The organism is Streptomyces sp. NPDC059524 (assembly GCF_042749255.1).
Taxonomy (GTDB): Bacteria; Actinomycetota; Actinomycetes; order Streptomycetales; family Streptomycetaceae; genus Streptomyces; species Streptomyces xanthii.
The window spans coordinates 1-23,431 of sequence record NZ_JBHYTK010000132.1; the positions used below are offsets into that span (position 1 = coordinate 1).

Sequence of the window (23,431 nt, forward strand, 5' to 3'; positions counted from 1 at the left end):
ACTGCAGGGGGGACCCTGTGGGAGAGTAGGACGCCGCCGAACAAATTTTGAAGAAAACCCCGGACCGGGACACGGTCCGGGGTTTTCTGCGTTTAAGGGGAGTTTGAGGAGGCTTTATGCGCTACGAGTTGGTCATCTTCGACAACGACGGTGTTCTCGTCGACAGTGAGGTCCTTTCCAACACCCTTCTGGCCGGCTACCTCACCGAGCTGGGGCATCCCACCACGCTCGAGGAGTCGATCCGCGACTACATGGGCGCCGCGATGCACCGCGTCCACGACCTCGTGTTCGAGCGGAGCGGGCAGCGGTTGCCGGAGGACTTCGACGAGGTCTTCCACGCACGGGTCTTCGCCGCGTTCGATCGGGAGCTCCAGGCCGTCGACGGTGTCGTCGAGGTGCTGGAGAAGCTGAGCGCCGACGGGGTGGCGTACTGCGTCGGCTCGTCCGGGAGCCATGAGCGGATCCGGGTCGGGCACCGGAAGACCGGGCTGGACCGGTGGTTCGGCGAAGGTGAGGGTGCGGGGCGCGTCTTCAGCGCGCAGGACGTGGGGCGCGGCAAGCCCGCCCCGGACCTCTTCCTGTACGCCGCACAGCGGATGGGTGTGGCGCCCGAGCGGTGCGTGGTCGTCGAGGACAGTCCGCTCGGGGTGCGGGCGGCGCGGGCGGCGGGGATGGACGTCTACGGGTTCACGGCGATGACTCCGGCCGAGCGGCTGGAGGGCGCTGACGGGCTCTTCTCCGACATGCGGGAACTGCCCGTACTGCTGGCTGAGAAAAGTTGAACATCGCTCAGGTAACGGTCGTCTCATGCTTTGCCGAACCGTCTACCCACCAGTAAGAACCGGCTCTACTGTGCCGCCATGACGGACGGCATAGGTGGGGTCACGAGTGTGCTGCGCTGGGGGCGGAAGTCCCTCGCGTTGAGCTTTTTCGCGCAGGGTGCCGCGTTCGCGGTGCTGGTCACGAGGATCCCCGCGCTCCAGGACCAGTACGGAATCTCGGACGGGTTGCTGCCCGTGTTCCTGGCCGCCGTGCCGATCCTCGCGGGTGTGGGCAGCGTGGGGACCGAGCAGCTCGTGAAGCGGGTGCGGCCGAGCCAGGTGCTGCGGTGGTCGCAGCCCGTCCTGCTGCTGGCGCTGCTCGGCGTCGGGGCCGGCGACGCGATGTGGCAGGTGGCCGTCGCCCTGGGCGTCTTCGGGCTGTCCGTGGGTGCGCTGGACGCCTCGATGAACATGCTCGGGGTGAGCCTCCAGCGGGCGTACGGGCGGAGCATCATGCTCGGGTTCCATGCCGCGTACAGCCTGGGCGGGATCGTGGGGGCCTCGCTCGCCTGGGCGGGGGCGCACTGGGACCTGTCGCTGTTCCTGTCGTACCTGCCCGTGGTCGCCGTCGCGCTGCCGCTGTGTCTGCTGGGCAGCCGCTGGTACGTGGACGGGGCCGCCGGGGCGGAGACGGCGGCGGCCGGCGGGAAGGACAGCGGCATCGTCTTCAAGATGCTGCTGCCGCTGTGCCTGGTGATGTCGTTCGCGTACATCGGGGACTCGACGGTCTCCAACTGGAGCGCCAAGTACCTCCAGGACGTGCTGGGCAGCTCGGAGCAGCTGTCGACCGTTCCGTACAACGTCTACATGGTGATGACGCTGGTCGGGCGGGCCGTCGGCGATGTGGGGGTGCGGCGGTTCGGGCCGGTGACGGTGGTGCGCTTCGGGGCGGTCGTCGCGGCCGGGGGGTTCGGTGTCGTGGCCGCGGCGCCGGGGGCCTGGGTGGGCATGCTGGGGTTCACGCTGCTCGGGCTCGGGCTGTGTGTGATCGTGCCGCAGACGTTCGCGGCGGCGGGCCGGCTGTTCCCGAACGCGTCGGACGCGGCGATCGCGCGGCTGAACATCTTCAACTACGTGGGCTTCCTGGTGGGTTCGCCGCTGGTCGGGGCGCTGGGTGACGCGTGGAGCTATCGGGGCGCCATGCTCGTACCGATGGTGCTGGTGCTCGTCACGCTCGTGTACGCCCCTTCGTTCGGGCGGGGGACGGACCGATACGGTGGCGGGCATGAGCGGCCGCGCGCAGTTGATGTGGGACCCGGCGGTAGCGGGGTATGACTTCGGCACCGGGCATCCGATGGATCCGGTGCGGCTCGAACTGACCCGGGGGCTGGTGAGTGCGTTCGGGCTGGACCGGGAGGTCGAGGTCGTCGCCGCCAAGCGGGCGGGGGACTCGACGCTGCGGCTCGTGCACCGCGAGGACTACGTGGAGGCGGTGAAGGCCGCTTCCGCGGATCCCGAGGCCGCCGACCAGGCGTACGGGCTGGGGACCGTGGACGATCCGGCGTTCGCCGGGATGCACGAGGTGTCCGCGCTGATCGCGGGGCAGTCGGTGGGCGCGGCGGAGGCCGTGTGGCGGGGGGACGCGCTGCACGCGGTGAACTTCGCCGGCGGGCTGCATCACGCGATGCCGGGGGCCGCGTCCGGGTTCTGCGTCTACAACGACGCGGCGCTGGCGATCGCCCGGCTTCTGGAGCTGGGGGCGGAGCGGGTCGCGTACGTGGATGTGGACGTGCACCACGGGGACGGGGTGCAGGCCGCGTTCTGGGAGGACCCGAGGGTCCTGACGATCTCGCTGCACGAGCATCCGCGCACGCTGTTCCCGCAGACCGGCTGGCCGGAGGAGACCGGGGCGGACGGGGCCGCGGAGGGCTCGGCGGTGAACGTGGCACTGCCGGCCGGGACCGGCGACGCCGGCTGGCTGCGGGCCTTCCACGCCGTGGTGCCGGAGCTGCTCGCCGAGTTCCGGCCCCAGGTCCTGGTGACGCAGCACGGGGCGGACACGCACTTCGAGGATCCGCTGGCGCATCTCGCGGTGTCGCTGGACGCGCAGCGGGCCGTGCAGGTGGCCTGTCACGAGCTGGCGCACCAGCACGCGGACGGTCGGTGGGTCGCGCTCGGCGGTGGCGGGTACGCGGTCGTGGACGTGGTGCCGCGGTCGTGGACGCATCTGGTGGGCATCGCGGCCGGTCGGGAGATCGCGCCCGAGACGGTGATCCCGGACGGGTGGCGGCAGGACGCGTACGCGCGGACCCGCCAGCTGGCGCCGCAGCGGATGACGGACGGGCGGTGGCCGGTCTCGTACCGGGAGTGGGAGGCCGGGTACGACCCCGCGGACCGGCTGGACCAGGCGATCCTGGCGACGCGGAAGGCGGCCTTCCCGCTACGGGGTCTGCTGCCGTAGCGTGCGCCCCGGCGCGCGCCGTGCCGATTGCTCCGGCTGTTACTCCGACTGTGCGGTGTTCGGGCGTTCACGGGGCGGCCGGGGGCCCGATGGACCAGCATTTCCCGGGTGTTGAGCACCGGCGCCCTGCGTGCGCATCTGTTGGCGGCACGGCTCGCGGGGCCCGTGGCGACCTCGCGCGAGGTCAGCCTGCGCAGTTATCGGCTGTTCGCGGCGCGGGACCCCCGGGTGCTGCTCGGGCTGGATCCCGAGTGGGCGTGGGGGCCGCGGGAGCTGCTGGCGCTGATGGCGGACCGGTGCGGGGTGTCGGCGGACCCGGGGCAGGTGTCGGGGTGCGACGTCATCGATCCGGAGCGGACGCTGCTCGCGCTCGACGCGTTCGCGGACCGGCTGGGGCGGGCGGCCGAGGCGCGCGTTCCGGTGCTGTTCGGTACGGGGCATCCGCACCGTTTGCTCGGTTTCTACGCCGCGCTTGCGGACGCTCTGTCGGCGGCCGGCTGTCCTGTTCTCACTCCGGCGCAGGGTCGCCGTGTCGACATAACGACCCGGTTCGGTCTACGCACGTACAACCTGGACTACGTACGGGGCGTCGCGCTGGTGCGCGAACCCGGCGCGCGGCCGCCGGGTGGTGAGACCGGCGCGCACACGCATTCGCCGCTCCCGGTTCGGACGGTGCTCGGGGCGCTCGCCGAGGCCGGGGCGCCGCTGCCGGGGCTCGTGGTCGGGGATCACGGCTGGGTCTGCGGCGCAGGTCAGTTGGGGTTCGAGGCGATCGGCCTGGCGGACACGGACGATCCGGCGCTGTTCGTGGGGGAGGCGGAGGGGCAGGTGTCCGTCGTCGTTCCGCTTGATGACGGCGTGCGGTCCGTCTACTACCGCCCACTCACGCGCTATGTACTCAATCGAGCGTGTCTGTCACAGTAGGCCGCCTGATCGCTGCTCCTCTTCCCCACTCGCATCACCCGCCCCTACATTGGGGAGTGAGCACGCAACGACGTTGAGTCACCGGAAGGGGAAGCCGGTGGCCGTCGAGTGCGGAAGGTTCAGGTGTGACATGGCTGCTGGTGAGAGTAGGCCTCTGAACGAGGTGCAGTTTTTGACCGTGGCGGAAGTGGCCGCGGTCATGCGAGTGTCCAAGATGACCGTGTACCGGCTGGTGCACAGTGGTCATCTGCCCGCGATCCGCGTGGGGCGGAGCTTCCGTGTCCCGGAGCAAGCGGTTCACGAGTACCTCCGCGAGTCCTATGTGGGGGTGGAAACGGCCTGACGGGTGCGCTCCGGGAGGGCCGCGGGCGATCCCCCGGCGGACCCGGAGACCCCTCGATTTCAAGCTCGGCACTCGGGCGGGGTAGGCTAGCCCCTCGTAGGTCGTGTGGGCCCCAATTAGCCCCGCACCGAGTGATTGTCCCTGCAGTGCAGGGGTTGTCCGAGAAGTGAGCGAGGGTAATCGTGGGCTCTGTTATCAAGAAGCGGCGCAAGCGGATGGCGAAGAAGAAGCACCGCAAGCTGCTGAAGCGCACCCGCGTGCAGCGTCGTAACAAGAAGTAAGCGACTGCTGCGACAAGCGCGCACTGTGGCCCTTTCACCGATCGGTGGAGGGGCCACAGCGCGTTCCGGGGGCTTTCGTCGTCCGCCGTACTGTGGATGTGGTCACTTCCTGCATCGCCAGGTCATCACAGCGCAACATCGAGGCGCTAACGTGACCCGCAGGCCATGCCCGTGGGGCGCGGCGGGCCGGACGGAAGGTAGGCGCTGATCTTGGGCAAGGTCGTGCTCGTGACCGGGGTGGCCCGGCAGCTGGGTGGCCGTTTCGTGCGGCGGATCCAGCGGGACCCCGAGGTGGACCGGGTGATCGGGGTGGACGCCGTGCCGCCCGCGCACCATCTGGGCGGGGCCGACTTCCTGCAGGCCGACATCCGCCAGCCCGCGATCGCCCGGGTGCTCGCCGAGCACTCCGTGGACACGGTCGTGCATCTCGACGTGACGGGGACGGCCCTGGTCGCCGGGGGCCGCGGCGCGGTCAAGGAGACCAACGTCATCGGGACGATGCAGCTCCTCGGCGCGTGCCAGAAGGCGCCCAGCGTCCGGCGGCTCGTCGTGAAGTCCAGTACGAACGTGTACGGGTCCGCGCCGCGCGACCCGGCCGTGTTCACCGAGACGACGCCGCCCAAGTCGCTGCCGAGCGGTGGCTTCGCGAAGGACGCGGTGGAGGTCGAGGGGTATGTGCGCGGGTTCGCCCGGCGCCGGCCCGACGTCGCCGTGTGCGTGCTGCGCTTCGCCAACATCCTGGGGCCGACGGCCGATTCGCCGCTCGCCGAGTATCTGTCGCTGCCGGTCATGCCGACCGTGTTCGGCTACGACCCGCGGCTGCAGTTCGTGCACGAGGACGACGTCATCGAGGTGCTGCGGATCGCCTCGCACGAGCCGGCCCGGGGCACGCTCAACAGCGGGACGTTCAATGTCGCCGGGGACGGGGTGCTGCTCCTCTCCCAGTGCTCGCGGCGGCTCGGGCGGCCGACCGTGCCGGTGCTGCTGCCGGCGGTGAACTGGGTGGGCGGCGCCCTGCGCACGCTCGGGGTCACGGACTTCTCGCCGGAGCAGATCCGGCTCCTGACACACGGTCGGGTCGTGTCCACGGTGCAGATGCGCGAGACACTGGGGTACCGGCCGAAGTACACGACGGCGGAGACGTTCGAGGACTTCGTCCGCAGCCGGGGTCCCGGGCTGCTGCCGCCGCGGGCCCTGGCCGGGGCCGTGGACAGGATCGCGGCGCTGCCCCTGCTCGGCGGCACGCCAGGTCACCCCCCGACGCACAGCGCCAACTGAGGAGCGCAGGAACGATGGCGGACGCCAAGGTCATTCCGTTCGACGACGACCGGTCGCGAGGGGCCGCCGGCAAGGGGGCGGCAGCGCGCCGCAGGGGGCCCGGCGGTGGCCGGCGCCGGGGTGAGCCCGCGGCGGTGGCCGAGGTGCAGCCCCTGCCCGTGCCCGAGCCCGCGCGGCCCGAGCCGGAGCAGGCCGCCGATTCCGAGCCCGCGCGCACGCCCCGGAGCGGGCTGGAGCGGCGGATCGCGGGCGGCCTGTCCTTCCTGCGCCGCCGGATCACAGGGGACTACGAGGTCGACGAGTTCGGCTACGACCAGGAGCTCACCGACCAGGTCCTGATGTCGCTGCTGCGGCCGGTCGCGGAGAAGTACTTCCGCGTCGAGGTGAAGGGCGTGGAGAACATCCCGAAGGAGGGCGGCGCGCTGATCGTCGCCAATCATTCGGGGACGCTGCCGCTGGACGGCCTGATGATGCAGGTCGCCGTCCACGACCACCATCCGGCCAACCGGCACCTGCGGCTGCTCGCGGCGGACCTCGTGTTCATGCTGCCGGTGGTCAACGAGCTGGCCCGCAAGGCCGGGCACACGCTGGCCTGCGCCGAGGACGCGCAGCGGCTCCTGGAGTCCGGCGAGCTGGTCGGCGTCATGCCAGAGGGCTTCAAGGGGATCGGCAAGCCGTTCAGCGAGCGCTACAAGCTGCAGCGCTTCGGCCGGGGCGGCTTCGTGTCGACGGCTCTGCGCGCGGGCACCCCGATCGTGCCGTGCTCGATCGTCGGGGCGGAGGAGATCTACCCGATGATCGGCAACGCGAAGACTCTGGCGCGGGTCCTCGGGTTCCCGTACTTCCCGATCACGCCGACGTTCCCGTGGCTGGGTCCGCTGGGCGCGGTGCCGCTGCCGACGAAGTGGACGATCCAGTTCGGCGAGCCGATCCCGACGGACGGGTACCCGCCGGAGGCGGCGGAGGACCCGATGCTGATGTTCAACCTGACCGACCAGGTCCGCGAACAGATCCAGCACACGCTCTACAAGCTCTTGGTGCAGCGGCGGTCGGTGTTTTTCTGAGGCGGGGTTTCTGAGGGGTGCGGGCATGAGGAAGGGCCCGGGGCACTACCCCGGGCCCTTCCTCTTCCGCGGGTGCTAGTTCGCGTCCTCGCCCTCGATGCCCAGGCCGGGCAGGATGCCGGGGAGCAGCGGGGGCAGGGTGACGTCCGGCTGGGCCGGGGTCGTGCTGCCGGAGCCGGAGCGGCCGTCGGTCGGGGACGTGGACGGCTTGTCCTCCGGCGGGTCGAGGAGACCGCCCGCGGCGCCGCCGAGCAGACCGTCGTCCTCCTTGCCGGTGCCCGAGCTGGACGGCTTCGGCTTCGTCGACGAACCGGCGCTGTGCTCCGGGCTCGACGAACCGGACGGCGTCGAGGAATCCGTGCCCGAAGCGCCCGGCGCCGTGGCGCCGTCCCGCGCCGGGTCGGAGGAGCCGCCCCGGTCCGGGGTCCGCGGCAGCAGCGAGCGCAGCGGACCGACCTCTTCGTCTATGGCGGCGAAGACCGAGCTCACCTCGTCCCGTACGTCGCCGAGCTGGACCGGGAGCTTGCCGCTGAGGGCCGTCCAGGTCTTGCGGTGCGACTCGGTGAACGAGGACAGGGCCTGGATCGGGCCGAGCGACCCGTCCCGCTTGTACGCCTCGCTGAGCAGGCGGTGGCCCTCCGAGGCGTCGTAGCGCATGCCGGACAGGGCGCGGCGGACCTCGCCGACGGACTCGTGGTCGAGCTGACCGGTGCGGCCGCCGCGGTCCATCAGGCGGCGCGCCTCGCCGAGCCGGGTGGAGGCCTGGTCCAGGTAGATCTGCCCGCGGTCGGAGTCGCTGTCGGCCATGCCGAGCTTGACGTCCTCCATGCCGCGCTTCAGCCCGTAGAGCGAGTCACCGGGCAGCGCGTCGGAGCTGGCCGCGGCCACTCCGCTGAACGCGCCCGCGGCCACCCCGACCGTGAGGCCGCCCGCGGCGATGCCCTTGGACAGGCGCGAGCGGGGACGGAGCTTGCCGAGCGGGGTCGCCCGGTGGGCACCCTTGCTCTTGCGCTGCTCGGGTACGGCCGGATTCGCGCCCTCCTTGAACATGGCCTCCATGGCGGCCACGAGCTGGGCCCGCTGCACCACCTTGACCTCGGGGTCGAGCTCCGGCCTGGGCAGGTCGCCCAGACCCTCGGCCAGGGACAGCAGCCTGTCCTGCCCGCTCTCTGCCTGGTCGCTGTGCTGAGCCGCCGGCTCCGCCGGCTGCCGCGCCGCCGGGTCCCGGTCGGACTGCTCCTCCAGGGCCTGGGCGAAGGCGTTCGCCCGCCGGTGTGCCGATACGTTCGCGATCACTGGCGGCACCTCCTCTCGTCATGACGGTCGACTCCCATGTCGACTCCCCAGGGGGTCCTGAGGGTTGCACGGCCGCGCCGGCGTGCACCCGATCGAGTGAGTGCGGCCGGTCCGGACGTGACCACAGGGAGCCTGCATCCCGCACAACGAGCGGCGCGGCACTTGGGTTACGCGCGAAAGATGATCCGACCGCGATCCCATCCGGCTTTCACAGAAGGTGAGTTGAGGGTCGCCTTCCGTGACGGCCGGTGGGGTGATCCGGGGTGATCCGGGGGGTGAATCAGCGCGCGTCGTCGGGGAGGAGCCGGGCCAGCGTGCGGACGGCCCGGTATTGGAGGGTCTTGATCGCGCCCTCGTTCTTGCCCATCACGCGCGCGGTCTCGGCGACGGACAGGCCTTGCAGGAAACGCAGCGTGACGCACTCCTGCTGCTGCGGGTTGAGCCGGCGCACCGCGTCGAGCAGGGCCGCGTTGGAGAGGGACTCCAGGACGGAGTCCTCGGGGCTGCGCTCCACCTCGTTGGCGTCGAGCATCTCGCCGGTGGTGACCTCGAGGCGGAAGCGGCTGGACTTGAAGTGGTCGGCGACCAGGTTCCGCGCGATCGTCACGAGCCAGGCGCCGAAGTCACGGCCCTGCCAGGTGAAGGTGCCGATGCGGCGCAGGGCGCGCAGGAAGGTCTCGCTGGTCAGGTCCTCGGCCGTCGCCTTTCCGCCGACGCGGTAGTAGATGTAGCGGTAGACGGTGTCGCTGTACTGGTCGTACAGCCGGCCGAAGGCGTCGGCCTCACCGGCCTGTGCGCGCTCGACCAGATCCATCATGCGGGCGCTGTCACTGTCCGCGGCGGGCCGGCGGGCGGTGGACGTACCCGAGGCGCCGGCGGCTCCGGAGCGCGCTCGTCTGCCGGCCGTGGCCGCTCCGGTGTTGGCCAGGGCGAAGCACGGACCGGTGGGACCGGTCGCTGCGGGGGCGGCGACGGCAAGGGCGGGGACGGCGTACGCGGTGGGGACGAAGCCGCGCAAGCGGTCTACGACCGTTGCGCGCAGCGTAGCCAGGCCCGAGGCGTCAACCCCGACGTGTGGGTACACGGGACTCCCAGAGGCAGAGCTTCCATCACGTGCAGTGCGGGACCGTTCACCCGTCGTGCTGACGTGTGGGTACCGAAATGCGTCTGAGGAGAATAACGCTTCGTGCAGGGAGCGCTACACCCAGTTGCTCAAATCACCGGTTCCGTCACTTCTGCAGCTGTTCGGAGGTGGTTCAAGTACCGGAGAGTGATCAGTTGTTGATCGATTGAGGTCAGATTCCGGCTGTGCCGGTGACGCGTTGTGGTCGAGTGGTATCAACGGGACTGCCGCGCCGCCGGGGCGGGTAAGCCCACCCGAATCGGCGGGAGTCAGCGGCGGCGGCGGTGCAGCGCGATCGCCGCGGCGGTGCCGCCCGCGAGCGCGCCGACGCCGGCCGCGGCCGGGATCCCGACCTTGGCGGCCTTGCGGCCCGTGCGGTAGTCGCGCAGCCGCCACTCCCGCTCCCGCGCGTACTTGCGCAGTTTGGCGTCGGGGTTGATCGCGTACGGGTGCCCGACGAGCGAGAGCATCGGGATGTCGTTGTGCGAGTCGCTGTACGCGGCGCAGCGGCCGAGGTCCAGGGCCTCGGCGGAGGCGAGCGCGCGGACGGCCTCGGCCTTCGCGGGGCCGTGCAGCGGTTCGCCCACGAGCTTGCCCGTGTAGACGCCGCCGATGGACTCGGCGACGGTGCCGAGGGCGCCGGTCAGGCCGAGGCGGCGGGCGATCACGGTGGCGATCTCCACCGGGGCGGCGGTGACCAGCCAGACCTTCTGGCCCGCGTCGAGGTGGGCCTGGGCGAGGGCGCGGGTGCCGGGCCAGATCCGCTCGGCCATGTACTCGTCGTAGATCTCCTCGCCGATGGACATCAGCTCGGAGACGCGGTGGCCCTTGACGATGGACAGGGCGCTGTCGCGGGCGTCCTGCATGTGCTCGGGGTCCTCGACCCCGGCGATCCGGAACCAGGCCTGCTGCCAGGCGAACCGGGTCAGCTCGCGGCGCTGGAAGAACTTCCGCTTGTACAGGCCGCGGCCGAAGTGGAAGATCGCGGCGCCCTGCATCACCGTGTTGTCCAGGTCGAAGAAGGCGGCGGCCTTGTCGTCGCCGACGACCGGGAACTCCGGTTCCTGCGCGGGCTGTTCCAGCGCCTGCTGGTCCTCCAGCTCCTGGGAGGACTTGCGGGCGGCCTCGGCAGAGGCCTCGCCGGCCAGCACGCTCCGCGCGGTGGCGGAGCGCCTACGGGGTGTGAGCCATCCAAGAGCGGCCATGCGGCGAGCATAGCCAGTTTGTTCGGTGGTTCCGGAGTCGAGGGGATTTCGGGAAGCTGTAGTTCTGTGAAATCCGTGCGTCCTGCGTGACGTGCGCCGGGGTGACAATGGCCGGTATGAGTCCCGTCTTTCGCAGAAGAGAGAAGAAGGACCCGAGCGAGCGGGTCGTCACGCTGATCGGGAAGCCCGGCTGTCACCTGTGTGATGACGCACAGGTGGTCATCGAGAAGGTGTGCGCCGAGGTCGGAGCATCCTGGGAGAAGAAGGACATCACCGAGGACGAGGAGCTGTACCGCAAGTACTGGGAGCAGATCCCGGTCGTGCTCGTCGACGGGGCGCAGCACGACTTCTGGCGCGTGCAGGAGGAACGGCTGCGGCGTGCGCTCACCTCGTAGCACACCGCGTACGGAGTGAGGGCGAGGCCCCCGACCGGTCGTGCAGATCACTGACCGACCAGTCCAACTCGCCCCGAAAGTCGCTTAGGATCGGGGGCGGTTTTGGTCTCGGGGGCGTGGATCGTAAGGAAGGTGTGCGGTTTTGCCCCCGACAGGTGTGCAACGAAGCAGCCCGCGCGCCGGTTCCCGTTACGGGTGCGAAGGGCGCGTGACCCCGGTCACGTTGGCCGGGCAAATCGGACACCATCTTTGTGCACGCGTTCACAAAGACATAGCCTGCATTCGACGGGGCGGTCACGGAAGTTTCAGCCGCCCGCAGCCCCGCTCTACCCGCAGGAGCACCGTGGCAACTGGCCGAACTCACCGACCGGCGACCCGCAGCCGAGGGATTCCCGAGGCCACCGTCGCCCGGCTTCCGCTGTACCTCCGCGCCCTCACCGCTCTGTCGGAGCGTTCGGTGCCCACGGTCTCCTCCGAGGAGCTCGCGGCCGCGGCGGGGGTCAACTCCGCGAAGCTGCGCAAGGACTTCTCCTACCTCGGCTCGTACGGCACCCGCGGTGTCGGCTACGACGTCGAGTACCTCGTCTACCAGATCTCGCGCGAGCTGGGCCTGACCCAGGACTGGCCGATCGTCATGGTCGGTATCGGTAACCTCGGCGCGGCCCTGGCCAATTACGGCGGCTTCGCCTCGCGCGGCTTCCGCGTCGCGGCACTGATCGACGCCGACCCGGCGATGACCGGCAAGTCCGTCGCGGGCATGGCCGTGCAGCACGCCGACGACCTCGAGAAGATCGTCGACGAGAACGGCGTGTCGATCGGCGTCATCGCGACCCCGGCCGGCGCCGCGCAGCAGGTCTGCGACCGCCTGGTCGCCGCCGGTGTCACCTCCATCCTGAACTTCGCGCCGACCGTGCTGTCCGTCCCGGACGGCGTCGACGTGCGCAAGGTCGACCTCTCCATCGAGCTGCAGATCCTCGCCTTCCACGAGCAGCGCAAGGCCGGGGACGCCGCGGACGAGGCCGAGGTGCCGCCCGCCGCGGGCGGTGTCGGTGTCGAGGGCCCGGCCGCCAAGGTCACCAAGGCCGCCCCCTCCGGCGGCAGCGACCGCAAGGGACCCGACGGGGACGTCCCCGCCGTGATGCCGGCATGAGTCTCCTCGTCGTCGGGCTGAGCCACCGCAGCGCACCGGTCAGCGTCCTGGAGCGCGCGTCGCTTAACGCGGACGCCCAGGCCAAGCTGCTGCAGGACACCCTCGCGGCCGAGCCGGCCGCCGAGGCCGGCGTGCTCGCCACCTGCAACCGCATCGAGCTGTACGCGGACGTCGACAAGTTCCACGCCGGTGTCGCCGAGCTGTCGACCCTGCTCGCGCAGCACAGCGGCGTGGGCCTGGACGAGCTCACCCCTTATCTCTATGTGCACTACGAGGACCGGGCGGTGCACCACCTGTTCTCGGTGGCGTGCGGCCTCGACTCGATGGTCGTCGGCGAGGGCCAGATCCTCGGCCAGATCAAGGACACGCTGGCCCGCGCCCAGGACCTGCACTCCGCGGGCAAGCTCCTCAACGACCTGTTCCAGCAGGCGCTGCGCGTCGGCAAGCGCGCCCACTCGGAGACCGGCATCGACCGGGCCGGGCAGTCGCTGGTCACCTTCGGCCTGGAGCAGCTCGCGCTGGGGCAGCCGGTCGAGGCCTGGGCGAAGGGCAAGCGGGCGCTGGTGATCGGCGCCGGTTCGATGTCCTCGCTCGCCGCGGCCACGCTCGCGCGGGCCGGGGTCGCCGAGGTCGTCGTCGCCAACCGCACCCTGGAGCGCGCCGAGCGCCTCGCCGAGATCATCACCGACGGCGGCACCGCCGCGCGGGCCGTCGCGATGGACGCGGTGGCGGACGAACTGACACGTGCCGACGTCGCCATCTCCTGCACCGGCGCGACCGGCCTGGTCCTGACCGCGGACGCGGTGCGGGCCGCCGTCGCGGGCCGTACCCCGACCGCGGGCGCCGACGTGCCGGCTCCGGCCGCGCCCGCCGCGGGCCGTACCGCGGCCGCCGACGGCTGCCCGGTGGAGACGGTGCGCGGCGGGCTGCCGATGGAGAGCGGCTTCTCCGTCGAGGGCGAGGCCGCCGTCGCCGGATTCGACGCGGCCGCCCTGGAGCAGCACGGCGCCTGGGTGGACAACGCCCCGGCCGACCGGGTCAGCCCCGCCCCGCAGCCCTCCGAGGCCGAGGCCATCGCGGCGCTCGCCGCCGTGGGCCGGGTGCCGGAGATGCGCCGCGAGCGCACGCCCGAGCCGCCGGCCCGCCCGGTCGCGCTCGCGCTGCTCGACCTGGCGATGCCGCGGGACATCGACGCGGCCGCGCACCGGATCGACGGGGTGCGCCTCGTCGACATCGAGTCGCTCGCCGAGGCGTCCGCGGACGCCCCGATGGCCGCCGACGTGGACCAGGTGCGGGCCCTCGTGGCCGACGAGGTCACCGCGTTCGGCGCCGCGCAGCGGGCCGCGCACATCACGCCGACCGTCGTCGCGCTGCGCACGATGGCCGCGGACGTGGTGACGAACGAGATCGCCCGCCTCGACGGCCGGCTGCCCGGCCTGGACGAGAAGCAGCGTGCGGAGATCACCCAGACCGTGAAGCGCGTGGTGGACAAGCTGCTGCACGCGCCGACCGTACGGGTCAAGCAGCTGGCGGCCGAGCCCGGCGGTGCCGGGTACGCGGACGCGCTGCGGACCCTGTTCGACCTGGACCCGGAGACGGTCGCCGCCGTCTCCCGGGCCACCCCCCGAGACCGTGAAGACGCGGTAGGCAAGAATCGAGGCCCGGCATGACCGCCGAGAGAGCACTGAGGCTGGGGACGCGCCGCAGCAAGCTGGCCATGGCCCAGTCCGGGCATGTCGCCGACGCGGTGCGCCAGGTGACCGGCCGTGAGGTCGAGCTCGTGGAGATCACCACGTACGGCGACACCTCCCGGGAGCACCTGGCGCAGATCGGTGGCACCGGTGTCTTCGTGACCGCGCTGCGCGACGCGCTGACGCGGGGCGAGGTGGACTTCGCGGTGCACTCGCTCAAGGACCTGCCGACCGCGCAGCCCGACGACCTCACGCTGGCCGCCGTGCCGCTGCGCGAGGACCCGCGGGACGTGCTGATCGCGCGTGACGGACTGAAGTTCACGGAGCTGCCCGACGGCGCTCGCGTGGGCACGGGTTCGCCGCGCCGCATGGCCCAGCTCAACGCGTACGCGAAGAGCCACGGGATGCGGATCGAGACCGTACCGATCCGCGGGAACATCGACACCCGGATCGGGTTCGTCGAGAAGGGCGAGCTGGACGCCGTGGTTCTCGCGGCCGCCGGGCTCAGCCGGATCGGCCGGACGGAAGAAGTGACCGACTTCCTGTCCACCGACATCGTTCTGCCCGCCCCCGGTCAGGGGGCCCTGGCAGTCGAGTGCGCCGCCACGAACGGTGCGCTCGCCGCCGCGCTCGCCGAGCTCGACGATCCGTTCACCCGGTTCGCCGTGACCGCCGAGCGTTCCCTGCTCGCCGCCCTGGAGGCCGGCTGCAGCGCACCCGTGGGTGCTCTCGCCGACCTTCTGGCCGATGGGCAGATTGTCAAGGAAATGCGCCTGCGCGGCGTCGTCGGCACCACCGACGGCTCCGAGCTGGTGCAGCTGTCCACCACCGGTCCCGTGCCCACGTCGCACGACGAGGCGCTGGCGCTCGGGCGGGAACTTTCCGCCGAGATGCTGGCCAAGGGCGCGGCCGGTCTGATGGGGGAGCGAGCACTTTGAGCCCCACCACCGCTGAATCGACCGCCTGTGCACCGGGGCACGTCACCTTCCTGGGTGCCGGTCCCGGTGACCCGGGACTGCTGACCCTGAGGGCCGTGGAGGCCCTGACCCGAGCGGATGTGCTGATCGCCGAGCCCGAAGTGCTCGACGTCGTCCGCGCGCATGCCGGGGCGGGCGTCACCGTGCTCGACGCCGAGGGCGCACCCGGGCAGCCCGGCACCGCTGACGAGTCGTCAACTGTCGTCGCGGTCCCGGCTCCGAGGGACTGGGCCAATCTTGTCATGGAGGCCGCGCGGGGCGGCAAGCGGGTCGTCCGTGCGGTGTCCGGCGACCCCGGGCTCGACACGTACGCGGCCGAGGAGATGCTCGCCTGCGCCTCCGCCGGCATCGACTTCGAGGTCGTGCCGGGTGTCGCGGCGGCCGTCGGCGTGCCCGCGTACGCCGGTGTCCCGCTGCGGGACGCGCAGGGTGCCGACGTGCGGTTCGTGGACGCCCGTACGGCGACCGAGCGGTGCTGGACCGAGGTCGGGGCGTCCGACGGCACGGTCGTCGTGTCGACGACGCTCGACGCGGTCGCGGCGGCCGCCGGTGAGCTGGTGGCGGCGGGCCGCAAGCCCGACACCCCGCTCTCGGTGACGGTGGCCGGTACGACGACGCGTCAGAAGACGTGGACGGCGACGCTCGGCACCATCGCGCAGACGTTCAAGCAGGCCAAGGTGCTGCCCTCGCCCGAGGGGAACCGGCCGGTGATAGCCGTGGTCGGTGAGCGCAGTGCCGCCGCCCAGCGTGACCAGCTGTCCTGGTTCGAGTCGAAGCCGCTGTTCGGCTGGCGGGTGCTCGTGCCGAGGACGAAGGAGCAGGCCGCTTCGCTCTCCGACCAGCTCAGCTCGTACGGGGCGGTGCCGCACGAGGTGCCGACGATCGCCGTCGAGCCGCCGCGCACGCCGCAGCAGATGGAGCGCGCGGTCAAGGGTCTGGTGACGGGCCGCTACGAGTGGATCGCCTTCACGTCGGTCAACGCGGTCAAGGCGGTGCGCGAGAAGTTCGAGGAGTACGGGCTCGACGCGCGGGCCTTCGCCGGGATCAAGGTCGCGGCGGTCGGCGAGCAGACGGCGAACGCGCTGATCGCGTTCGGTGTGAAGCCGGATCTGGTGCCGAGCGGTGAGCAGTCGGCCGCCGGTCTCCTGGAGGACTGGCCGCCGTACGACCCGGTCTTCGACCCGATCGACCGTGTCTTCCTGCCGCGCGCCGACATCGCCACGGAGACGCTGGTCGCCGGGCTGATCGAGCTGGGCTGGGAGGTCGACGACGTCACGGCGTACCGGACCGTGCGCGCGTCGCCGCCGCCGGCGGAGACCCGTGAGGCGATCAAGGGCGGCGGCTTCGACGCCGTGCTGTTCACGTCGTCCTCGACGGTCCGCAACCTGGTCGGTATCGCCGGCAAGCCGCACAACGTGACGGTGATCGCCTGCATCGGTCCCGCCACGGCGAAGACCGCCGAGGAGCACGGGCTGCGGGTCGACGTCATGGCTCCGGAGCCGTCGGTGCACAAGCTGGCGGCGGCGCTGGCCGAGTTCGGCGCGCGGCGCCGGGACGCGGCCGTGGAGGCCGGGGATCCGGTGACGCGGCCGAGCGAGCGGCGGCCGGGGGCGCGTCGTCGGCGGGCCGCGCCGTAAGGCAGTGTTGAGGGGCGGGTGCTCGGCTTCGGCCGGATGCCCGCCCCGCTTCGTTTTCGTAGGTACGTGTAGGTACGAGGTGACAGTGCAGTGACTCGGTACGGCTCTTTCCCCGGTTCGCGGCCCCGGCGGCTGCGCTCGAATCCCACCATGCGGCGGATGGTCGCCGAGACGCGGCTGCATCCGGCCGATCTGATCCTGCCCGCGTTCGTGCGCGAGGGGATCGACGCCCCGGTCGAGATCGGGTCCATGCCCGGCGTGTACCAGCACACCCGTGACTCGCTGAAGAAGGCGGCGGCCGAGGCCGTCGAGGCGGGCGTCTCCGGGATCATGCTGTTCGGTGTGCCGCTGGACGAGAAGAAGGACGGCGCCGGCACGGACGGCACCGACCCCGACGGGATCCTCCAGGTGGCGCTGCGCGACGTGCGGGCCGAGGTCGGCGACGACCTGCTCGTCATGTCGGACCTGTGCCTCGACGAGTTCACCGACCACGGCCACTGTGGCGTCCTCGACGAGCACGGCCGGGTCGACAACGACGCGACGCTGGAGCGGTACGCGGAGATGGCGCAGGTCCAGGCCGACGCGGGCGCCCACGTGGTGGGTCCGAGCGGCATGATGGACGGCCAGATCGGCGTCATCCGTGACGCCCTCGACCAGATCGGCCGCGACGACGTCGCGATCCTCGCCTACACGGCGAAGTACTCCTCCGCCTTCTACGGTCCCTTCCGCGAGGCCGTCGGGTCCTCGCTCCGGGGCGACCGCAAGACGTACCAGCAGGACCCGGCGAACGCGCGGGAGTCGCTGCGGGAGCTGGCGCTCGACCTCGAGGAGGGCGCCGACATGGTCATGGTCAAGCCGGCCGGACCGTACCTCGACATCCTGGCCAAGGTCGCCGAGGCCTCGGACGTGCCGGTCGCCGCGTACCAGATCAGCGGTGAGTACGCGATGATCGAGGCGGCGGCGCAGCGCGGCTGGATCGAGCGGGACCGGGCGATCATGGAGTCGCTGACCGGCATCAAGCGGGCCGGGGCGAGCATGATCCTCACGTACTGGGCGACCGAGGTGGCTCAGCAGTTGGGCTGATCCCCGGCAGGATCCACGGGTCCGCGCGGCAGAATCGTGGCATGACGACGATCTCCGCGCGTGCCCTCAACCGGTCGACACTGGCACGGCAGTTGCTCCTGGAGCGCGCCGGGGTGCCGGCCGAGGACGCGGTACGGCGGGTTGTCGCGCTTCAGGCGCAGCAGCCCGCTTCGCCGTATGTGGCCCTGTGGAACAGGGTGGAGGGCTTCGAGGCGTCGGCGCTGGACGCCCTGTTCGCCGGCTACCGGGTCGTGAAGTCCACGATGATGCGGATCACGCTGCACGCGGTGCACGTGGACGACTATCCGGCGCTGCGGGCGGCCGTGGAGCCGACGGTGCGGGGCGCGCGGCTGCGGGACCGGCGCTTCCGGGACTCGGGGCTGACGGAGGCGGACGCGACGCGACTGCTGCCGGAACTGCTGGCCCGTGCCGAACAGCCGTGTGGCGGGCCGGAGTTGAAGGACTGGCTGGTGGAGAAGGCCGGGATCGAGGAGGCGGTCGCGCTGCCCGCCTGGCGGATGCTGCGGCAGTACGCGCCGCTGTGGCACGCCCCGGTCTCCGACGCTCCGTGGGCGTACGTGGGCAACGGCGGGCAGGAGTTCGTCGCGGCGGGGGAGGCGAGCCGTCCCGTCCTTGAGGGGGACGAGGCCGCGGCGGCGGGGATGCGGGCGCTGGTCCTGCGCTATCTGGAGGGGTTCGGTCCGGCGACCGTGTCGGACGTGGCGCAGTTCGGGCTCGTGCAGAAGGGGCGGGTGCGGGGCGCGCTGCGTGAACTCGGCGACGCAGTCCGGGAGTTGGAGGGGGAGGGCGAGGTTCTGTACGACGTTCCCGGCGGGGTCGTGCCGGACGAGGACGTGGTGGCGCCCGTGCGCTTGCTGCCGATGTGGGACAGCGTGCTGCTCGCCTACGCGGACCGGGGCCGGGTCATCCCGGCCGAGTACCGCAAGCACGTGACCCGGGTGAACGGGGATGTGCTGCCGACCGTGCTGGTGGACGGGTATGTGGCCGGGGTCTGGCGGGTCGCCGAGGGCGGGGCCGGGATCGAGGTGGGGGCGTTCCGGGAGTTGCCGGCCGCGGTGTGGGAGGAACTGGAGGCGGAGGCGCGGGGGCTGTTCGCGTTCCTCGCGGGGCGGGACGTGTCCGCGTACCGGCGCTATGACCACTGGTGGGTCAAGGGGCTGCCGGTGACGCAGACGCGGGTCCTGGCGGGCTGAGCGGGTTACTGCTTGCCGGTGCCGACGGGGTCGACCATGACGCCCTGCTCGGGGTGGGAGCCGTCGGTGACCGGGAGGCTGAGGCTGAACGGGATCGTCTTGGAGTGCGTCTCGTTCGGGGGCGTGATCACGAGCTGGGTGACCTTCACGCCGGAGCCGCCGCTGTCGTTGCGCGGGGTGTGCAGGGTGAAGCGGGTGGTGGCGCCGCCTTGGAGGACGACGGACGGGGCGGCGTTCTCGGTGCGGCCCGCGCTGATGGTGTCGCCGTCGGCGGTCTTGAGGTCGACCCCGGCGAAGCCCTTCAGGTTGCAGGCGTCGCTGGTGTTCTTGAGGCTGACCAGGACGTCGCCCTCGCCCATGCCGTGGGTGGCGGTGATGGTGAGGTTGGCGGTCTTGCAGGGGCCGGTGTTGATCTGGCCGCCGCCGCTGCCCTTGTCGTCGCCGGAGCCGCCGGTGGTGTTGCCGGTGCCCGCGCTGCCGGTGCTGCCGGTGCTGTCCGTGGCCGGGGTGGACGCCTCCGCGCCGGGGGAGGAGGGCGCGGACGAGGAGGAGGTGGGGTCGGTCGAGGCGGAGGCATCGTTGTCACCGTCGTTGCCGGACTGGCAGGCGGTGAGGGAGAGGCCGGCGGCCAGGGCGACGGCGGCGAGGGTCAGCTTCTTGGCGTGCTTCGTCTGGGTGCGCATCGGAACGTCCTCGGGTGTGTGGGGGAGGCGGTGGCGTGTGGCCGTGCGGTCGTCTGTCGTGCTGTTCAGGAGGACCGGGGTGGGGGTGGGTTCCGTTCCGGCTGGGACGTGTCCCTGACAGGGCTGTTACACAGGGGTTCGTTCGGCGCCGGGTCAGGCGAGCAGTTCGTCCGGCGGCCCGGGCGGGTCCGCGAGCGCCAGTTTCGCCCGGCACGACAGCACTGCCGTGGTGGCCCATACCCGTACGGCGGCCGGATCATCGGCGCGTTCGGCCAGGTGCCGGGTCGTCCGCTGGAGATCCTCGATCCAGTCGGTGAAGGGGTCCTCGGCCAGGACCGCGGTGAACCTGGTGCGGGCGGAGGGTGCGTCGCCGGTCAGGGCGGCGGCCACGCCGGCGTTGAAGTTCTCCCACGGGGAGGCGGTGCGGGGTGGGCGGGCCAGGAGCCGACGGGTCGCGGACCGGAGGTCGGCGAACTGTTCCCTGAGTCCGGTCACCCGCGCCTCGGCGGTACCGGCCAGCTCCGCGGCGACCGGGCCGAACTGGGTCTCGTCGCGGTACGACTCCGTCCGGGTCTGCTGGACGAAGTCGAACGTCACGTGTCCGACGTCCTGCCAGAGCCACATCACGCCGACGGTGAGCCCGCTGCCCTGGCTCCACTGGGGCGACGGGAACTCGACCACGCCCAGCCACCACCCGTGGTCGTCGAGCCAGATACGCGAGCGGCCCCGCTGCCTCAGTCCGAGGGGGCGGAGCCGGGACCGCGCGGCGGTGGCGACGAGTCGTGACGCGGGGGAGACGGCTGCCATGCCCGGCATTCTCCCCGGTGGCCACGCCCGGCCAGGCCTGGCCGGTTCTCGCTACGGGGCCTAGCCGTTGATGTCGAGCGCCGTTCCGTACAGGCGGTCCACCTTCAGGCGGATCACCAGGCGCCGCTCGGCCACCTGCTGCTCCAGCCACGCGGTCTCGTCCTCCGGCTTCGCGCCCGCCGGGATCATCCCGAGCAGCTCCCGGCCGACCTCGTCGCCCGCGACCGTAGTGGGGGCCGTCGCCTCCGCCTCTCCCTCGGCGACCGCGAACGACCACACGTCGCCGCCCTGTACGTGCAGTGCCGTGCGGGGGTTGTTGCGCAGGTGCTTGACCTTGATGCGGTCGGCCGTCGTCGAGAACCTGGCGGTACGGGTCTCCGGGTCCCAGCTGTACAGCATCGTGGTCAGGTGGGGGTGGCCACTGCGCTTGACGGTGGCGAGCGTGCCGAACTGCTGCTTGGAGAGCAGCTCGGAGAGGGCTTCGTCGGAGAGCGGGCGGGGCGCGGGTCCTTGAGTCATGATCGCGCCAACGTCCCTGCCTACGCGCTTATTTCCGCCAGAAAGGCGGACCAGGCGGCGGTACCGATGAGGAGGGTGGGGCCGGTGGTGTTGTGCTTGGTGTCGCGGACGGGGATGGTGCCGGTTCCGGTGAGGTTGGTGGCGACCTCTACGCAATCGCCGCCAGTGCCATTGCTGTAGCTGCTCTTGCGCCAGCAGGCCTTGCTCAAGTCAGCATCACTGAACGCCATTTCGGTACTCCTCTGCCGCTGCCTGGATCATGGCCAGGGACGCCCCTGGTGGGAGAGCGGCGGCCCTCAGCAGATCGTACGACTCGCGGTACCTCTTCACGAGCGCCGGATAGTCGATGAGCTGGCCGCTGTGCAGGGCCTCCGTGTACACCACTGGCGGTGCATCCCTGAAGGTCATCACCTTGGTCATGCCCATCATGAACGGGTGGGCGGCGGCTGTTTGCGGAACGATCTGCAGAACGGACCGGGTGGCGGTGATCGTGGCGGCGATGTGGTCCATGAGCTCGGCCATTCCGTCGGCGGGCAGCACCTGGCGGTGGAGGAGTGACTCGTCGAGGATCGTCCAGAGGAACGGCGGGTCCTCGGACTCGAAGAGCTTGGGGCGTGACATGCGGGTCCGCACCTTCTGGGCGACGTCGTCGTCGGTCGCGCGGGGAAGGGCTGCTCGCACCAGAGCCTCGGCGTAGGCGGCGGTCTGGAGCAGGCCGGGCACCAGCATCGGGGCCCACTCCTCGATCGTCTCCGCGTGCTGCTCCATCTCGACGACATCTGCGAAGTACTCTGCGTGCCCGGCCTGCCGGGCCTTGCGGACATCTTCACAGCGGCGGGTGAAAAAGCCGTTCGTGCTGAGCTTCTCGTCCACGTGGCGGGCCAGATCTATCGGCATGCGGCGTTCCCCGCGCTCGATCTGGCTCAGGAACGGGATGCCGCGGAAGCTGCCCTCGGCCAGTTGCTCCAGGGTCAGACCGGCTTCCTCTCGGAGGTAGCGCAGCTCGGCGCCGTAGAACGAGGGCACGTTCGCCGAGGCGTCCGGATCCTTGCGGGAGGGCACAACTCATCACCGCCGTTTGCCAGTTGCAGGGCGTAACCAGAAACCCTTTTACGGTACGCCGCGCCGCGCCACTGTGTGGTCAGTTGGTCACGGAGCGCGTCGAAAGGGTGCAGGGATGTCAGGACACAGCGGTTACGAGATGGAGGACTGCGTGGAGGCCCTGCGCGGGGCGCTGGCCTCGCACGGGATCACCCTTCCCTCGCTCCGGGTCGATCTGCCGGCCTTCGCCGGGGACTACATGCCGCCCATGGGGCTCGTCGCGCTCGGGAACTGCAACACGGGGACCGCGCGGCGGCTCGTCGACGCGTTGGGCGGGGGCGTGTGGTGGGAGGTCGAGCTGGCGGCCCGGGGCGAGACCGTACGGGCGGTGCGGCGGGAGGTCGGGGCGCGGTACGGGCGGGAGGCCGAGCTGTGCGTCGCCGAGTTGCTGAACAACGTCGTACGGCATGTGGGTGAGGGGGCGGCCGCGCGGGTGCGGGTTCGGGCGGGTGGGGCGGCGCGGCGGGTGCGGGTGGAGGTGATGGATCCGGCGGTCGGGGCGTTGCCGGTGCTGGTCGCCGCGCGGGCGGAGGACGAGTCGGGGCGGGGGCTCGCGCTGGTCGACGCGGTGGCTCTGGCCTGGGGGATCGAGGTGCGGGGGGAGGGGAAGGCGGTGTGGTTCGAGGTGGCGGGCGATCGCGGGGAGGTGTCGGTATGGTGATGGGTATGGCAACCAAGAAGTACACCGTGACGCTGCCGGAGGAGCTCGCCGAGGAGATTCGCGGTGAGGTCGGTCCGGGGGGCTTCAGTGCGTATGTCACGCGGGCCATAGAGCGGCAGCGGGAGAGTGACCGGCTCGGGGAGCTGGTGGCGTGGATGCAGGAGGAGGGCGGGGCGCTGAGCGAGGCCGAGCTTGCCGAAGCGGCGGCTGAGCTGCGCGACGCGGGTCGTGAGTTCACCGGGTCGGGACCAGGTGGTGACGTGGCTGCGAGCCGCGGTGACCTTCCTCTGGCGGGCTGATGGCGGTCGATTGCCTGGTTCTGGACAGTGAGGGCTTGTCGCGGGCGGCACGGCGCGAGCGCAGGATGACGGCGCTGCTCGCGGCTGCGCATGCGCAGGGAATCCGTGTCGTGACCAGCGCGATGACCTTGATCGAGGCGTATCACGGTCAGGTGCGACGGGAGGCGTGGGCCTGGGCGATGTCGCGGGTCGTGGTGGAGCCGGTGTCGCGGGAGGTGGCCGACGAGGCGGTCGCGCTGCTGGCGGACGCCGGGCTGCACGGGCACAAGTACGCGATCGATGCGGCGCTTGCGGTGATCGCGGGGCAGCAGCGAGGGAACGTGGTGGTGTACACGTCCGACGTCGATGATCTGCGGAAGCTTTGTGCGGGGCGGGTTGTGGTCAGGGGGCTGTGAGCGCACAAGGAGGGGGGGGGGGGGGGGGGCGCCCCCCCCCACAGGGGGGTTGTGAAAAAAAAACAAGGACGACGCCACTGGGG

Annotated in this window: 26 protein-coding genes; 18 read left to right on the forward strand and 8 right to left on the reverse strand. The window is 71.4% G+C overall.

All coding sequences use genetic code 11. The features are described 5' to 3' along the window. Positions 1-116 precede the first annotated feature (116 nt). The 8 genes from ACFW9D_RS29120 (at position 117) to ACFW9D_RS29155 (ending at position 7,112) form a co-directional block, all read left to right on the forward strand. Positions 117-782: an HAD family hydrolase gene (locus ACFW9D_RS29120; protein ID WP_384626638.1), complete on the forward strand. Its 666-nt coding sequence runs from the start codon at positions 117-119 to the stop codon at positions 780-782. Between the two features lie 78 nt (positions 783-860). Next, the gene (locus ACFW9D_RS29125; protein WP_384626640.1) at positions 861-2,096 is read left to right on the forward strand and encodes an MFS transporter; all 1,236 of its coding nucleotides are present in this window, start codon (positions 861-863) and stop codon (positions 2,094-2,096) included. Continuing rightward, a complete protein-coding gene (locus tag ACFW9D_RS29130; RefSeq protein ID WP_188338322.1) occupies positions 2,047-3,222 on the forward strand; it encodes an acetoin utilization protein AcuC in 1,176 nt (391 codons plus the stop codon). The genes ACFW9D_RS29125 and ACFW9D_RS29130 overlap by 50 nt, the downstream gene beginning before the upstream one ends. A gap of 108 nt (positions 3,223-3,330) precedes the next feature. Continuing rightward, positions 3,331-4,146, forward strand: a complete 816-nt coding sequence (locus ACFW9D_RS29135; protein ID WP_188338323.1) for a phosphatase — start codon at positions 3,331-3,333, stop codon at positions 4,144-4,146. A gap of 130 nt (positions 4,147-4,276) precedes the next feature. Further along, positions 4,277-4,489, forward strand: a complete 213-nt coding sequence (locus tag ACFW9D_RS29140) for a helix-turn-helix domain-containing protein (protein ID WP_188338324.1) — start codon at positions 4,277-4,279, stop codon at positions 4,487-4,489. 182 nt (positions 4,490-4,671) lie between these two features. Beyond that, a complete protein-coding gene (locus ACFW9D_RS29145) occupies positions 4,672-4,770 on the forward strand; it encodes a 30S ribosomal protein bS22 (RefSeq protein ID WP_003948845.1) in 99 nt (32 codons plus the stop codon). Between the two features lie 210 nt (positions 4,771-4,980). Beyond that, on the forward strand, positions 4,981-6,048 hold the full coding sequence (locus tag ACFW9D_RS29150) for an NAD-dependent epimerase/dehydratase family protein (RefSeq protein WP_384626644.1): 1,068 nt from the start codon (positions 4,981-4,983) through the stop codon (positions 6,046-6,048). A gap of 14 nt (positions 6,049-6,062) precedes the next feature. Next, on the forward strand, positions 6,063-7,112 hold the full coding sequence (locus ACFW9D_RS29155) for a lysophospholipid acyltransferase family protein (RefSeq protein ID WP_188338326.1): 1,050 nt from the start codon (positions 6,063-6,065) through the stop codon (positions 7,110-7,112). 75 nt (positions 7,113-7,187) lie between these two features. Here ACFW9D_RS29155 and ACFW9D_RS29160 read toward each other — a convergent pair whose 3' ends face one another. The 3 genes from ACFW9D_RS29160 to ACFW9D_RS29170 form a co-directional block, all read right to left on the reverse strand. Further along, a complete protein-coding gene (locus ACFW9D_RS29160; protein WP_384626647.1) occupies positions 7,188-8,408 on the reverse strand; it encodes a DUF5667 domain-containing protein in 1,221 nt (406 codons plus the stop codon). A 280-nt stretch (positions 8,409-8,688) separates the two neighbouring features. Then, positions 8,689-9,492 (reverse strand): ECF subfamily RNA polymerase sigma factor, BldN family, encoded by an 804-nt coding sequence (locus tag ACFW9D_RS29165; protein ID WP_188338328.1) that lies wholly within the window; start codon positions 9,490-9,492, stop codon positions 8,689-8,691. A 308-nt stretch (positions 9,493-9,800) separates the two neighbouring features. Further along, the gene (locus ACFW9D_RS29170) at positions 9,801-10,736 is read right to left on the reverse strand and encodes an HAD family phosphatase (RefSeq protein WP_188338329.1); all 936 of its coding nucleotides are present in this window, start codon (positions 10,734-10,736) and stop codon (positions 9,801-9,803) included. Positions 10,737-10,852: 116 nt separating this feature from the next. On the opposite strand from ACFW9D_RS29170, the gene ACFW9D_RS29175 reads away from it, so the two are divergent. The 7 genes from ACFW9D_RS29175 to ACFW9D_RS29205 all read left to right on the forward strand — a co-directional run bounded on the left by ACFW9D_RS29175 (position 10,853) and on the right by ACFW9D_RS29205 (position 18,883). Continuing rightward, positions 10,853-11,131 carry a glutaredoxin family protein gene (locus tag ACFW9D_RS29175; protein ID WP_188338330.1) on the forward strand — a complete coding sequence of 93 codons (279 nt, stop codon included), beginning with the start codon at positions 10,853-10,855 and terminating at the stop codon, positions 11,129-11,131. A gap of 343 nt (positions 11,132-11,474) precedes the next feature. After that, positions 11,475-12,281, forward strand: coding sequence for a redox-sensing transcriptional repressor Rex (locus ACFW9D_RS29180; RefSeq protein WP_384626652.1), 807 nt, complete (start codon positions 11,475-11,477; stop codon positions 12,279-12,281). After that, positions 12,278-13,951 (forward strand): glutamyl-tRNA reductase, encoded by a 1,674-nt coding sequence (locus ACFW9D_RS29185; protein WP_384626655.1) that lies wholly within the window; start codon positions 12,278-12,280, stop codon positions 13,949-13,951. Before ACFW9D_RS29180 ends, ACFW9D_RS29185 begins: the two co-directional genes overlap by 4 nt. Then, a complete protein-coding gene (gene hemC / locus ACFW9D_RS29190; protein WP_188338333.1) occupies positions 13,948-14,910 on the forward strand; it encodes a hydroxymethylbilane synthase in 963 nt (320 codons plus the stop codon). Before ACFW9D_RS29185 ends, hemC begins: the two co-directional genes overlap by 4 nt. Then, complete coding sequence (locus ACFW9D_RS29195; RefSeq protein WP_384626658.1) at positions 14,907-16,586, forward strand: uroporphyrinogen-III synthase; 1,680 nt, start codon at positions 14,907-14,909, stop codon at positions 16,584-16,586. The genes hemC and ACFW9D_RS29195 overlap by 4 nt, the downstream gene beginning before the upstream one ends. Before the next feature lie 90 nt (positions 16,587-16,676). Then, the gene (hemB, locus tag ACFW9D_RS29200) at positions 16,677-17,669 is read left to right on the forward strand and encodes a porphobilinogen synthase (protein ID WP_188338335.1); all 993 of its coding nucleotides are present in this window, start codon (positions 16,677-16,679) and stop codon (positions 17,667-17,669) included. 41 nt (positions 17,670-17,710) lie between these two features. Beyond that, positions 17,711-18,883, forward strand: coding sequence for a winged helix DNA-binding domain-containing protein (locus ACFW9D_RS29205; protein ID WP_384626661.1), 1,173 nt, complete (start codon positions 17,711-17,713; stop codon positions 18,881-18,883). A gap of 5 nt (positions 18,884-18,888) precedes the next feature. On the opposite strand, the gene ACFW9D_RS29210 is transcribed toward ACFW9D_RS29205, so the two are convergent. The 5 genes from ACFW9D_RS29210 to ACFW9D_RS29230 form a co-directional block, all read right to left on the reverse strand. Continuing rightward, entirely contained in the window at positions 18,889-19,566 is a 678-nt protein-coding gene (locus ACFW9D_RS29210; RefSeq protein WP_384626664.1) for a DUF4232 domain-containing protein, read from the reverse strand. Positions 19,567-19,719: 153 nt separating this feature from the next. Then, positions 19,720-20,373 carry a hypothetical protein gene (locus ACFW9D_RS29215; RefSeq protein WP_384626666.1) on the reverse strand — a complete coding sequence of 218 codons (654 nt, stop codon included), beginning with the start codon at positions 20,371-20,373 and terminating at the stop codon, positions 19,720-19,722. Positions 20,374-20,433: 60 nt separating this feature from the next. Then, a complete protein-coding gene (locus ACFW9D_RS29220) occupies positions 20,434-20,892 on the reverse strand; it encodes a pyridoxamine 5'-phosphate oxidase family protein (RefSeq protein ID WP_384626669.1) in 459 nt (152 codons plus the stop codon). 20 nt (positions 20,893-20,912) lie between these two features. Continuing rightward, positions 20,913-21,122, reverse strand: a complete 210-nt coding sequence (locus ACFW9D_RS29225) for a DUF397 domain-containing protein (protein WP_384626672.1) — start codon at positions 21,120-21,122, stop codon at positions 20,913-20,915. Continuing rightward, the gene (locus ACFW9D_RS29230) at positions 21,109-21,954 is read right to left on the reverse strand and encodes a helix-turn-helix domain-containing protein (RefSeq protein ID WP_384626675.1); all 846 of its coding nucleotides are present in this window, start codon (positions 21,952-21,954) and stop codon (positions 21,109-21,111) included. Before ACFW9D_RS29230 ends, ACFW9D_RS29225 begins: the two co-directional genes overlap by 14 nt. Before the next feature lie 115 nt (positions 21,955-22,069). Here ACFW9D_RS29230 and ACFW9D_RS29235 point away from each other — a divergent pair, with 115 nt between their 5' ends. From ACFW9D_RS29235 to ACFW9D_RS29245, 3 genes are read left to right on the forward strand one after another with little or no spacing between them, the layout of a single operon-like run. After that, positions 22,070-22,654 (forward strand): ATP-binding protein, encoded by a 585-nt coding sequence (locus tag ACFW9D_RS29235; protein WP_384626678.1) that lies wholly within the window; start codon positions 22,070-22,072, stop codon positions 22,652-22,654. A 5-nt stretch (positions 22,655-22,659) separates the two neighbouring features. Further along, positions 22,660-22,953, forward strand: coding sequence for a hypothetical protein (locus ACFW9D_RS29240; RefSeq protein ID WP_384626681.1), 294 nt, complete (start codon positions 22,660-22,662; stop codon positions 22,951-22,953). Next, the gene (locus ACFW9D_RS29245; RefSeq protein ID WP_384626684.1) at positions 22,953-23,348 is read left to right on the forward strand and encodes a PIN domain-containing protein; all 396 of its coding nucleotides are present in this window, start codon (positions 22,953-22,955) and stop codon (positions 23,346-23,348) included. The genes ACFW9D_RS29240 and ACFW9D_RS29245 overlap by 1 nt, the downstream gene beginning before the upstream one ends. The last annotated feature ends 83 nt before the right edge of the window (positions 23,349-23,431 follow it).